Below are 12,440 nucleotides of genomic sequence, written 5' to 3'. Positions count from 1 at the left end.
TATCTACACGAGTAATTTTATATTCCACCATTTTGATATCTTTTCGATTGTAAGTTGCCTAGAAAGGACTACAATCGCGAAATGTTACCCCTCATTGGTGGATCTAAAAATGATAAAGAAAACCCTCCTTGCTATGGCACTTTCTGCAAGCATTATCGTTCCGGCGAGTGCTTGTACTGGCATCTCTCTTTCTACTGTGGCGAATGACCACATTCATGGTCGTACAATTGAATGGGGCGAGAACGATCTCAACAGCAAGTTGATTGTTGCTCCCCGTGATTACACGTTTACCTCGACTATGCCGGACCAGAAACAAGGTTTGAGTTGGAAGAGTAAGTACGGCTTTGTTGGGATCTCCGTTAGTGACGATCGTTTCGTTGGTGAAGGCATCAATGAAGAGGGACTGACTGCTGGTTTGTTTTACTTCAAAGGTTACGGTTCATTAAAAGCGTACGACGCGAAAGATCGCGCAAACAGCATTGCGGATATGGACTTTGTTCGTTGGATGCTGTCGCAGTTCAAAACCGTCGATGAAGTTAAAACAGCGATGAAAAACATCGATATTGTTCCGGTTTATATCGATGAGAAAGGACAACCTTCACCAACTGGGCACTGGCGTGTTACCGACAAAGCGGGCAACAACATCGTCATTGAAATCATGGATCATGGCCAAGTACACATCTACGACAACGAAGTCGGTGTACTAACGAACTCACCAACGTTCCCATGGCAAGTGACCAACTTGAACAACTACATTCACTTGCAGCCGGGAACCAGTGCGCCAACAAAATTTGGTGGGGTAGAGGCTAAGTCTTTTGGTATCGGTTCGGGTTTCTTAGGTTTACCTGGTGATATCACGCCACCATCGCGTTTTGTTCGTGCAGCGTTTTTTGTGAACACTGCTCCAGAGTCTAAAACTGGGGAAGAGGCGGTATCACAAGCGTTCCATATACTGAACAACTTCGATATTCCAATCGGTACTGAATTTGGCCCAGAGTATCGTGAGCATATTCCAGATTTACCGAGTGCAACGCAATGGACGTCGGTCATTGACCAAGGCAATGGTGCACTTTACTACACCACCATGCATGACAGCAGAATCAAGAAAGTGGACTTGAGCAAGGTCGACTTTAATCAAAAACGAGAGCAGAAGCGTGAGTTGGACAATGGAAAATTCACCTACTCGGATGTCTCGCTATAACGCTAGGTTTATAAATTACGTTAGTAAGAATGGAGAAGATGACTTTCTCCATTTTTTATACCTATCCTATTTAACAAGCCACTGTATCTTTTCTTATCGTTCGAGAATAATAGCTTTGTAGTAAAATTCTGATAACTTTTATGGGTATAAGACTTTTTTGCGTCGATTTAAATAAATTTATTGCTCAATACTTTCTTGTTTTATTAATTGGGTTTTTACTCAGTGATTTTAAATAAGATTATGATATTTTTGGCTTTGCTTGGCCTTTGTGTGAGCGATGAAAGAAATGATCTTTGGTTTTGTTAGTGACTATGAACTACCGTATCAAATAGAATACAAGGCACCAATTGCTAACAGCGCGGCGGATGAGATGATGGTATTTGGGAGCGGTGATTCGAGTATCAATGCCAAACGTAACGACGGATAGACACGTTTAAGCACGTTGTGGTATCTGGCCTTCAAGTTTTCAAAACAATATCAAGCGCATTAATAGATGCTGTCAAAATATGGACTTAGGTCACACTATTATCACTCAGTTTTAATATGAATTTTAGCTGGCTCGCTGCGTGCGCTCAATAATTCGACGGCTACTCACATGTATTGTTGCGAGTCAACAAAGTTGTAGTTTAATAACATGATTCTTATCATTGTTCGCTAGTGAATAATTCCAATAAATGTATGAACCCTACACACTAATTTAATATTGCCGATAATTTTAGGTTTACTTGTGTTATTTAAGAGTTAGTAAAGTTGTCGCCACAAAAATTAGGCGGTTTCTTAAACCATGCAGCGGAATACAAAGCGAAGATGTGTGATTTATCGTAAACACCTTCCGCACATGACTCCCCTTAGTCAATCTGTAGAACAAGGAATAGACAATGATAAACTTACATCACCGTTTCTCTTGCATACATACCGTCGTCGCCTCTCTTTTCTTCTTATTTACAAGCTCAACTCTCGCTGCCTCAGCCCCATATGATCAAGGAAAGTATCAGCCCGTACTTGATGATTCAAAATTGCAAGCCCCGGATAGCAGCACCTTGATTAATCAAGGGGAGTTTGAAGGGCAGCATAACAAATATTTTTATGTACCTGACTCTGGCCACTCATGGATGACCTTCGAAGTAACAGGTGACCACGCCCGTTCCGAGTTGCGTCAAATAACGACGTGGTATACTTCCGAGCCTTCAAAAGTGAACAAGATGATAGGCAATACTCTCATCATGGAGCCACAGTCAGGCTCAGTAGATGAAATCACGTTCATGCAAGTGCATGATGTCAAAGACAATGGAAATGCGATCAATAAACCATTAGTCCGCTTAGTTTGGTTGAGAGAATATCAAGGCGTTGAAAACCACTACTGGGCGGTGATAAAAGCGGATGCTTGTGAAAGTTGTAATAACTACGACAAGATTGACTTAGGAGAATATCGAGACTCGGCGGTCAAGTTTGAGATACGACTAGGAAACAATGAACTGTCGATCAAGCGAGATGGTGTTACACATTCGGATATCAATGGATATGACGTGACATACTGGGGCGAATTAGAAAGTCACTTTAAAGCAGGTGTATACAATCAGACCTCAGGTACAGGAGTGGTTCAGTTCGAGTCTTTAAATTACTACTCTGAAAGCACAAACTAAGCTGTCTTCTGTTTCATCCTAAAATACATTGACAGTATCTAAGAAGCCAGTAATGCGAGTTGCTGGCTTTTTCTTTTGAACATCGTTAGATATCCTGATACCTAGACTCAATTGCGCTCTTATCTGATTGCAGGAATTTATTGTCTGCCTCACTGACTAACTAGCTAGGCTTTTCCTGAGTGATGGGGGGGGGGGGACTTTGACCAGCAAGGTTGGTTTGTGCGTACTCTACGCTATCAATAACCCTAAGACATTTTGATTTACGATTTATGATAGTGCTTTTTGATAGTTAAAAATCACGACACTCAAAACGTATAGAATTTAATTATTCTGATTATTGTGGGGAAAAATCAGACGGAAACCTTTGTTTTCAAACTATAACAGACTCTTTGAACATTAAAATTGCGATTTTCGTAGGCATTCCTCTAGAAAAGTTCTGTCGTATGCTATCCCGACCATAAGCGGTATTTGCCAAAATTCCTGCCAAATCAATTAAAGAAGTTGGCCGAGGAATTATCGTGAAAGATAAAATGGAAACGTATTGGGTTCAGCTTGTTGATAAGGCAAGTTCTGCATCTGATTTATCTGATTTGACTCGCTCAAGGCTGAGAGGGTGTATCGGAAAGTATGGATTACGTTACAAGGTGGAAGGAGGCGTATTGAGTGAGCATCGCTATAACCGTAAAAACTTGGTGAACAATATTGACGGTGAAGGCGAAACTTCACCATCGTAAGTAAGCTTATTTGGCGTTTTTATTTGTGTACTCTAAAGCTATCTGAGTGGCGTCATTGCTGGTCAGCATTTGATAAGGTCGCAAACCAAAGAGTGGCATAATGGAGTAGATGTGATCAAACAAATCCGCTTGAACGCCTTCGTAATAAGCCCAATCGGTATTATTGGTGAATGCGTAAACTTGAATTGGAATGCCCTCAGAGGTCGGCTCTAGCTGTCTCACCATGATTAACATGTACTGGTGAATGTCTTTGTTCGCTTTCAGGTAGGCATTGATGTAAGCGCGGAACATGCCTAAATTGGTCATCTGGCGAAGATTGCCAAACGCTGGTTCGTCGCTCATCTCTTCGTTGTATTCGGTGATTTCACGCGATTTTTCATAAATGTACTGGCGAAGAATTCGAATACTTTTCAGCTTTTCAATTTCTTCATCAGATAAGAATCGAATCGATGTGACGTCGATATTGACCGATCGTTTAATGCGGCGACCACCAGAATCTGACATGCCTTGCCAGTTAATGAATGCATTTTGGACCAGAGCATAAGCGGGTAGCATGCTGACTGTATTATCGAAGTTTCTTACTTTTACTGTCGTGAGTGAGATTTCCTCTACTGTTCCGTTGGCGCCATAAGAGTCCATCTGGATCCAATCATTTAAACTGATCATTCGGTTCGCTGAAAGTTGAATGCCAGCGACAAAGCCTAATATCGTGTCCTTAAACACCAGCATGACAAAACCAGTGGCAACCCCTAAACCAGATAGGAAGATAACTGGTGATTCATTTGCCAATATCGACATCGATACCACGACACCAACAAAGAAGGTAAAGAGCTTAATGAGTTGCACAAAGCTCTTAATTGGCATCTTTCTCGTGATGCCTTTAAACGTCGCAATGTCATTCATGGCATCAAGTAGGGCGAATATCATCCAGATAAAGATGACCAAAATAGAGATGCTTAGAATGCGGTCGAATATATTGGCCAGCCAATCATAGTGTCCAACGGCTAGTGGAATAAACACGTCCAAGACCATGATTGGAATCAGTAAGGATAGCTTTTCTAGAACGTCGTATTTGGCAAGACTATCCGCTAAGGGTTTATTGGTCTTTTGCAAGACATTATTTACTGAGCGAACGATAAGGTGATGGACAATCAAATAACTGATTGCCGCCGCCGCAAGGCTCGACAAAAGAAAAACGCTTGTGAGTTCTATGCCATAAGGATCGCTATTAATTCCTACGGTACTTAGTTTCTCTGCGATAAAAGTGCGAATATGATGATCGAGCAAAATGTCACCCTCAAAATGCGGCCTGATGGATAGTGATTGAGAATCTCAAGGTAGAGAGTCAGGCAACAGACGTTGGAAAGCCGCCAATCCTACTCTCCATCTCCTTGTTTTGCACTGCTTTAATCCAACAATCTTGAATCTTATTATTCAAAAATAGCGTATAGGCGATGATGTGATACGGGTTTAACATCCAATTCTGCAAACGGGACACGTGTTTCTGTTAAGTCTGTGAACTCTCAATATTTTATTAGACTAGACTGAAAAAGCGGCGTGCGTTTAATTCAAGAGGCATTCAATGGAAAATTCTAATCAATCACAACAACCTACTTTTTTATCTAAAGGTTGGAAATACTTCGTTATCGTTGGCGTTATCATTTCTTTAATGGGAATTGGAGCAATGAGCTTACCCGTGTTGGCTGGCGTGACGATCTCGACCATCGTAGGGGCTGTGCTGTTGTTCAGTGGTTTGGTTCAGGCTTATCACACTTTTTCTATTAACGCTTGGAAAGAGAAACTTTGGTACGTATTGAGCGCGGTGTTATATATCGTGGGTGGTTTGTTCATCTTATTTAAACCTCTTGCAGGTTTGGTGACGATTACCATGTTGATGGTTATCGTAATGATCTTAAACGGTTTGACTCGTGTGTTCTTTGGCTTGAGCAATCGCAGCCTGCCAAGTAGCAATGTGATCGTATTCAGTGGCGTGATTTCCGTTCTGATTGGTGGCTATTTCTTCATGTTGCTCGACGATCCTGCATTTTCAACCACTCTGTTAGGCACATTTGTGGGTATTTCATTATTGATTGAAGGTATTAGCTTCATCTTCATGGGGATGCAAATGAAGAAGCTTTCTCAGTAACGAATAAATCTAGCGCTAAACATTTCTGAAATATTGAAAGTGCCCGCCATCTAGGTGGGCATTTTTTCAGTTTTTGGGGAGCAGACTTTAGGATTGGCAAGGTTTAGCGTGAGTTGTATTGCGCTTTTGCTTAAACGACATCACCAATTGTGGAATGAGCGACATTACTATCATGCCGATCATTAAGCTGTATTGAATTGGCGTATAGCTTTCACCCAGAAGAATTAAACCAGAAACAATCCCGGCGATAGGGTTAGCAATACCACCAAACGTGAAGTCAACCACCGACATACGTTGTAGCAGCCACACATACATGCCGTAACCTAATGCCGTATTCAGTAAGATCACCCATAACAAACCCCAAACGTTTCTCAAGGATGTATTTTGTACAGCGTGAATGTAAGGTTCTGGATTTAGGCCAGCAAGCACACCAGCAGCGATAGATAGGACAACACCACCTATGATGAGCTGCCAAGTTAGTACCGTCCACCAGTGCATTCGAGAGCCGAGTGATTTGGTCACGCTACTGCCAATCACGATGCACGTGATCGCCGCTAACATTGCAACTAAGCCAACAGGGTTTAGGGTTATCGAGCTAGGATCAAATAAGAACCAAGCTAGCGCGATAAGAGTGGCACCGCTGATGGCTTGAATCGAACTAGGCTGACGTTTATAGACCGTCCAACTAAACAGCATTGCGAACACAGGCACGGAAATCATACCAACACCAGAGATCGCAGAAGGTAACGTCAATGCCATTACGAAAATGAGCCCGAAGAAGAAGGCAATGTTGATGGTTCCTAGTATCAGTAGGATTTTCCAATCTTGCTTCTTTGGTAATGATGGTTTGATTGCTAGTAGCAAAAGACCAGCAGGTAACGCGCGCAGTGCGCCAAGCAACACTGGCGGCCAGTCGGGCAAAGTAAATTGTGTCACGGCGTAAGTGGTTCCCCAGAAGAACGCCGGAATCATCGCGAGTAAAATGTTCATGTTAAATATCTTTACGTTGAGGTAATTTATTGTAAAGGTACGCGCGTGGTGGCTTCTTGTAAAGTATCTTTATGTTAAAATAAATTCGTCAATCAAAATGTCTTTGGAGATGAACAGGTAATGGACGCAATTGATAGAGTGGTAGGACAGTGGGCAAAGGAAAAGCCAGAACTCGATACTGAACCGATGGCGATCATGGGGCGCTTGATGAGAATTGCGAAACATATGGAAAACCATGTGGCGGAATTACACAAACGTTATGATCTTAAAATGGGCGAGTTTGATGTATTAGCAACGCTACGCCGCAGCGGTCAGCCTTATCGCTTAACACCTTCAGAGCTGATTTCCTCAATGATGCTCACCTCTGGTGCGATGACCAATCGACTCGATAAGCTTGAGAAGAAAGGTTTGATTGCTCGTGAACACAGTAAAGAAGACAGACGTAGCGTGACTGTTGAACTGACTTCAACAGGGTTTGAGTTGATCGATTCGCTTATCGAACTGCACCTTCAAGCTCAACATGAGTTGATGGGGACGTTGAATCACGATGAGAAAGCGCAGGTTAACCAGGCATTAAAGTTGTTGTTACCACAATATGAGTAATCAGGTTAAGCCGGTTTGTGATAAGGAATCATCATGGATATTAAAGCGTTAGAGCAATACCTAAATACATTTATGAGTGCAGAAAGTGACTTTCCGTTTGGCCCTGAAGTGCTTGTTTTCAAAATAAAAGGAAAGGTATTTGCGATTCTCGCGGAACGTGATGGAAGAGCATATGTCAGTCTGAAAGTAAAACCCGAAGACGGAGAAGTACTGACCTCACAATTTACCGATATCACGCCGGGTTACCATCTCAATAAGCGTCATTGGATTACAGTCTATTTCGATGGGGATGTTGAAGATGGTTTGGTGCAGGACTTATGTGAACGCTCATATGAACTCGTAGTGGCAAAACTAACCAAAGCGCGGCGTATTTCACTGGGGTATCAGTAAGATAGTATGCCCTTGGTCACAGATACTTTACTTATTATCAATATCCTCAGGCAAAAATTCGCACCTTTAACTCTCAAAGACTACATATGTTATACCGATGTTAAAGGTGAAGTTATGCGAGCATTATCTGAATGGTTAGAAGCCTACGGTGAAAGCCATCAAAACCCAATTAATCAGAAGATCCATAAAGTTGCCGTACCCGGTATATTTTTGTCGGTTGTCGGATTGATTTGGTCCATTCCGCAAATTCCTGTACTTGGTTTCAATCTTAATTGGGTGTGGTTAGCTGCGCTACCTGCATGGGTGTTTTACTTTCGGCTTTCATTGAGCGTCTTCATGATGATGATTGGCTATACCTTGGCGTGTATTGGCTTAATTTGGTCGATGGACATTCTTGGCTGGCCAGTACTGCAAATCTCGATGCTGCTCTTCGGTGTGCTTTGGGTATTTCAGTTTATTGGACATAAGATCGAAGGGAAGAAACCGTCCTTTTTTGAAGACGTTCAGTTCTTATTTATTGGTCCAATTTGGGTGTTTCGTAAGCATTAATAGAACAGGAAGGAAGTCGTAGAAAGGAGGAGTTGCTAAACTCAGGGTATTAGTCATTATCATGCTACCTAATTATGCCAACCGCACTGTTTGTTTTAGTTTTTGTTAGCTTAATTCCTTATGCACTTGCTGGCTTTGGCGGTTATGCCAAAGTCCAACAACTCGGTCACCTCGACAATCATCATCCTCGTTTACAAGAAAAAAAGCTCAGTGGTCGTGCGGCCAGAATTATTGCCGCGCAATCTAATGCCTGGGAAGCGCTGGCTTTCTATACCGCAACGATTCTTACTGTGAGCTTGAGTGGCGTTCCATGGTCAGACTTATCTATGCCAGCGATGGTTTTCGCCTTTACTCGAATGCTCCATCCAGTTATGTACATTGCTGATATTGCAATAGGTCGTACTCTTGTCGTTATCATTGGCTTGGCGAGCTGTGTTTACATGATTTCTCTAGCGTTTTCGGTTTAGTGCTACGTTTCCACAAAGTTAGCTTGTGCATCAGTTTCGTGATTTAGCCTATGCTACTATCGTGCTGCTTTTATCGTTCCCATGTTTAAAAGTAGAGTAAAAGTGAACAGTTGAAACGTACTGTTGTAATGAGGTAGTCGTATGAGTGCAGAACAACATTTTCAAGGCCAGTTTGAAGTTGAACTAAAATACCATGTGCAAGACAAGCGAGCATTTTTAACCGCGCTCAGCAGCTTAAAGCACGAAGTCATGTTTGAAGAGAACCAAGAGTCCGATTGGTTTTATGACACGCCTGAACGAAAGCTTACCAGCGAGAACAAAAGCTTAGTGATTCGAGAAATCGAACCTTCTGGCATCAAGCTTTGGATTGTGAAGGGCCCTGAAGAAGATCGTTGTGAAGCCACAGACATCACGAAGTCTCACGCTGCCAAAAGTATGTTAGAGAACATGGGGTACGAAGTTGTGCTCCATACCAAGAAAGTGCGCAGTATTTACTTTGTCGGCGAGTTCCATATCACACTCGACCATCTTGAAGGTGTTGGTTATTTCGCTGAGTTCGCGATTATGACCGATGACGAAAGTGCCCTTGGACGTTACAAGCAGAAGCTAGAAGCCCTTGCTGCAATGTTTGGTTTGGATGAATCAAATAGAGAGTTACGCTCCTATAAACAAATTTGGACATCTCAGTAAATTCCACGTCATTTCTTATTGGTCTGACAAGCAACTTCCTACAATCACACTATGATTAAAATAGTGAGAAGCACTGAAACAGCGTTACGCATGTTAACCGTGTTATTTGTGACTACGTCACTTATTCGGAGGAAGAAATGTACAACCGCGAGCACAAATACGTGTATTGGCGAGAAGAGCGTAAGAAAGGCAAATGGCACTATATTGTGAAGTCTTTCTTGATGATCTGCTGTGCTTTGTTGGTTGGCAAGGTGATTGGCTTGTTTATCTTTGGTGAACTCCAAACGTTAAAAGACGTGACAGAACAGCTACCCGTCGATTTGTTTATTATGATGTTGGTGGGAATCCCGATTAGCGTAATAGGTTGGTATCACGAAGAGTCCAAATTTTTCCGAGCATTGAAACGCCGTAATAGGAAGTTCAAAGCTCGGTTAGAGAATCGCAAAAATCCAAAAAAGCGCATTTAGAAAGGGGACGCTCAATTCAACATCTGCGGCATTTTTTATTGTGTCGATTCGCTACCGCTTCTATTTTCTCAATATTTATTGCCCGTTAGCATGGTAAATCGTGCGCTGCTACGATTTCTCTATTCCTCTTTTCTACAAGACTCAGTTTTCATGATTTTTGGCAAGTTTTTAGCTGATGCATTTTGTTAAATTCCAGCTTAGAACATCCCCTCAATAGGAAAAATAATGGATAAGAAAACCATGCTGCACAGCCAAAAGATGTACTTCTGTGACGATGAAGAACTGGCAGCGATGCAGACTCAATGTTTAGAAACGCTTTATGACTACAACCTTAGTCGGCCTTCAGAATCAGAAAAGCGAGGTGAGCTCCTTGAACGTTTGCTCGCATCTGTTGGTAATAATTGCTATATCGAGCCGCCACTGCGTGCCAATTGGGGATGTCATACATACGTTGGTGACAATGTCTATGCGAACTTCAACTTAACCTTGGTTGATGATACGTACATCTATATTGGCAACCATGTGATGATCGGGCCAAATGTAACCATCGCAACGGCGGGCCATCCTGTTGATCCTGATTTGAGGCGCGAAGTTGCACAATTCAATATTCCAGTACGGATAGGTGACAACGTTTGGATTGGAGCGAACTCAGTTGTACTGCCAGGAGTGACGATTGGTGAGAACTCGGTGATTGGTGCGGGCAGTGTAGTAACTAAAGATATTCCAGCCAATGTGGTGGCGGTTGGTAATCCTTGCCGCGTTCTTAGAGAGATCGGACAACACGATAAAGAGTACTATTTTAAGAACCGTAAGCTTGAACAAAATATGTTCAATGGTCAGTTTGAACATTCACATCCTTAAGAATACACAGTGATTTTACACACAACTAACCTTTGGTTCCTCCTTCCTATGCCAAGCAGCCGGTAGGTTGAAAAGGGAAGAGCAGGCCGAGAATTCTCGACCTGCAAGTTCGCTTATCAACTAAGACTAGAAAACGAAGTTAACCATGATGGTATACAGATTGGCGTCGTCATCAGATGGGGTGGAAACAAACGCGCCAGAGGCGTTGCGATAAGCCTTGAAGTGTTGCCATTCTGCATTGAGTGATACGTTGTAATGTATATCGTACCTCACCCCAAACAGGTAACTGTCACCGACTCGATGCTCGTGGTCATCAAATTGTTGACCGTAGACTGCGTAAGGTGTGAACCGATTAAGATTGTATTCTCCTTGAACGTACCAAGCAGAAGCAATGTCGTTAGTTTGACCTTCAACGGTTAGGGTTAGGGCATCAAACTCATATTCTGCACCTAACGAGAATAACTGGATGCTTTGGTCTTTTGTTTTAATGGTTTGGTCGGGAATCAGCACGACGCCCATTCCTGGGATGTTGGTGGTTAAATTGGTCAGCTTGGTTTCTTGGTCGTAATTGGAGTCCAAGTAAGTGAAGTTCCAACGGTAGTAATCACCACTCAATATTAAGTTCACACCAAACATCTCGCTAGTCTCAAATGTTAGTTCGGTGTTGGCGTTAAAGTCTACAGTGCTCTTATCTTTAAAACCGATGAAAGGTATGGTGGTTAGGGTCATGCTGTCGTTCAGATCGTAGTTCCAAAGCACGGATAAACCATTGTATGCAGTGATGCCTAATATACTGTCGTAAACCTCATTTGGTGGGCGAGCTGGGGTAAACGCATGCCCCACATAATAGTATTCAGAAGCGAGAAACACAGGCATTCTCAAACGGCCGCCTCGGAACTCAAAGTTACCGTAGGTGTAAGCTAAATACGCCCATTCTAATTGAGGCTCACTCCAGTGATCCTGTGGTCGTTTTACCACTTGCGCTGAGGCTTTAAAGGCATCGTAAAAAAAGTCGAGTTGAACGCCAAAAGTGGTGTCACAGTCGTAACAGTTTTCATCATCGATAAACCGGTTTACCAGCAGTGGCGTCTCATTATCTGATGTTGCCCAAGAGGTTGAACCAAAGCCGCTGAGCGACAAGTTATCAGTGATTTCTATGGTTGCGAAGCTCGGAAAAGCCAGACCGCTAAGTGCAATTGCGATGAGTGATTTCTTCATATTATTTCTCCGAACTGACTACGTAGAGGATCTGAGCATTAGAAGGCAAACTGTTCACTGGCGCATAACCTATGCGATTGGGTTTTTCTTTCATCCATTCCAGTAGGGCATTCATGTCCGAACTGTCGATGACCTTAGGAGGGCGAGCTTTACCTGAGAAAGACAAGCTAGCCCAATGGGCATTCATTTGAGCCACGTTTTTGTTCAGTAAATAGCGATAAAATTCAGAGCGTTCGGAAGAGGTATCCGGCCAGTCTGACAGCTCAATACGTTTACCTTGCAAGCGTTTTGTCTTGCCCCGATAGAGCTTTCTTGCCTTAGTAATGTTTAACTCACTAAACTCTGAATTGAGTGAGAATATCGCGTATTGATCCGCGGCCAGTGCTTCGCTATCGAATGACATGAGTAATGCGAAGGCAATCAGTGCGGTAGTAAACCCTCTCACCACGCTGCTTTTGGAAATCAAGAAATGGGTATGCAT

General features: G+C 42.7%; 15 protein-coding genes. 11 read left to right on the top strand and 4 right to left on the bottom strand.

Annotation, left to right across the window (positions count from 1 at the left end; all coding sequences use genetic code 11):
• Positions 1-109: 109 nt before the first annotated feature.
• From C1S74_RS03285 to C1S74_RS03275, 3 genes are all read left to right on the top strand, one after another.
• Entirely contained in the window at positions 110-1,201 is a 1,092-nt protein-coding gene (locus C1S74_RS03285; protein WP_045401412.1) for a linear amide C-N hydrolase, read from the top strand.
• Between the two features lie 878 nt (positions 1,202-2,079).
• A complete protein-coding gene (locus tag C1S74_RS03280; RefSeq protein WP_052437310.1) occupies positions 2,080-2,844 on the top strand; it encodes a polysaccharide lyase family 7 protein in 765 nt (254 codons plus the stop codon).
• A gap of 518 nt (positions 2,845-3,362) precedes the next feature.
• Positions 3,363-3,578, top strand: a complete 216-nt coding sequence (locus C1S74_RS03275; protein WP_231578899.1) for a hypothetical protein — start codon at positions 3,363-3,365, stop codon at positions 3,576-3,578.
• Positions 3,579-3,584: 6 nt separating this feature from the next.
• Here the strand turns inward: C1S74_RS03275 and C1S74_RS03270 are convergent, their stop codons facing one another.
• Positions 3,585-4,865 (bottom strand): mechanosensitive ion channel family protein, encoded by a 1,281-nt coding sequence (locus tag C1S74_RS03270; RefSeq protein ID WP_045401409.1) that lies wholly within the window; start codon positions 4,863-4,865, stop codon positions 3,585-3,587.
• Between the two features lie 295 nt (positions 4,866-5,160).
• On the opposite strand from C1S74_RS03270, the gene C1S74_RS03265 reads away from it, so the two are divergent.
• Positions 5,161-5,724 carry an HdeD family acid-resistance protein gene (locus tag C1S74_RS03265; RefSeq protein ID WP_045401406.1) on the top strand — a complete coding sequence of 188 codons (564 nt, stop codon included), beginning with the start codon at positions 5,161-5,163 and terminating at the stop codon, positions 5,722-5,724.
• An 87-nt stretch (positions 5,725-5,811) separates the two neighbouring features.
• Here C1S74_RS03265 and C1S74_RS03260 read toward each other — a convergent pair whose 3' ends face one another.
• Positions 5,812-6,714: a DMT family transporter gene (locus C1S74_RS03260; RefSeq protein WP_045401403.1), complete on the bottom strand. Its 903-nt coding sequence runs from the start codon at positions 6,712-6,714 to the stop codon at positions 5,812-5,814.
• A gap of 120 nt (positions 6,715-6,834) precedes the next feature.
• Here C1S74_RS03260 and C1S74_RS03255 point away from each other — a divergent pair, with 120 nt between their 5' ends.
• The 7 genes from C1S74_RS03255 to C1S74_RS03225 all read left to right on the top strand — a co-directional run bounded on the left by C1S74_RS03255 (position 6,835) and on the right by C1S74_RS03225 (position 10,741).
• Positions 6,835-7,317 carry a MarR family winged helix-turn-helix transcriptional regulator gene (locus C1S74_RS03255; protein WP_045401401.1) on the top strand — a complete coding sequence of 161 codons (483 nt, stop codon included), beginning with the start codon at positions 6,835-6,837 and terminating at the stop codon, positions 7,315-7,317.
• A 33-nt stretch (positions 7,318-7,350) separates the two neighbouring features.
• Positions 7,351-7,707 carry an MmcQ/YjbR family DNA-binding protein gene (locus tag C1S74_RS03250; protein WP_045401399.1) on the top strand — a complete coding sequence of 119 codons (357 nt, stop codon included), beginning with the start codon at positions 7,351-7,353 and terminating at the stop codon, positions 7,705-7,707.
• Between the two features lie 114 nt (positions 7,708-7,821).
• Complete coding sequence (locus C1S74_RS03245; protein ID WP_045401398.1) at positions 7,822-8,256, top strand: Mpo1 family 2-hydroxy fatty acid dioxygenase; 435 nt, start codon at positions 7,822-7,824, stop codon at positions 8,254-8,256.
• A gap of 74 nt (positions 8,257-8,330) precedes the next feature.
• Positions 8,331-8,723, top strand: a complete 393-nt coding sequence (locus C1S74_RS03240; RefSeq protein ID WP_045401394.1) for an MAPEG family protein — start codon at positions 8,331-8,333, stop codon at positions 8,721-8,723.
• A gap of 141 nt (positions 8,724-8,864) precedes the next feature.
• Positions 8,865-9,413 (top strand): class IV adenylate cyclase, encoded by a 549-nt coding sequence (cyaB, locus tag C1S74_RS03235; RefSeq protein ID WP_045401391.1) that lies wholly within the window; start codon positions 8,865-8,867, stop codon positions 9,411-9,413.
• A gap of 137 nt (positions 9,414-9,550) precedes the next feature.
• Complete coding sequence (locus tag C1S74_RS03230) at positions 9,551-9,880, top strand: hypothetical protein (RefSeq protein ID WP_045401388.1); 330 nt, start codon at positions 9,551-9,553, stop codon at positions 9,878-9,880.
• A gap of 225 nt (positions 9,881-10,105) precedes the next feature.
• Complete coding sequence (locus C1S74_RS03225) at positions 10,106-10,741, top strand: sugar O-acetyltransferase (protein WP_045401385.1); 636 nt, start codon at positions 10,106-10,108, stop codon at positions 10,739-10,741.
• Positions 10,742-10,867: 126 nt separating this feature from the next.
• Here C1S74_RS03225 and C1S74_RS03220 read toward each other — a convergent pair whose 3' ends face one another.
• A complete protein-coding gene (locus C1S74_RS03220; RefSeq protein ID WP_045401383.1) occupies positions 10,868-11,959 on the bottom strand; it encodes a hypothetical protein in 1,092 nt (363 codons plus the stop codon).
• Position 11,960: 1 nt separating this feature from the next.
• Complete coding sequence (locus C1S74_RS03215) at positions 11,961-12,440, bottom strand: hypothetical protein (RefSeq protein WP_045401609.1); 480 nt, start codon at positions 12,438-12,440, stop codon at positions 11,961-11,963.

Source organism: Vibrio hyugaensis, from assembly GCF_002906655.1.
Lineage (GTDB): Bacteria > Pseudomonadota > Gammaproteobacteria > Enterobacterales > Vibrionaceae > Vibrio > Vibrio hyugaensis.
This window is presented reverse-complemented; position numbering and strand designations above follow the sequence as displayed.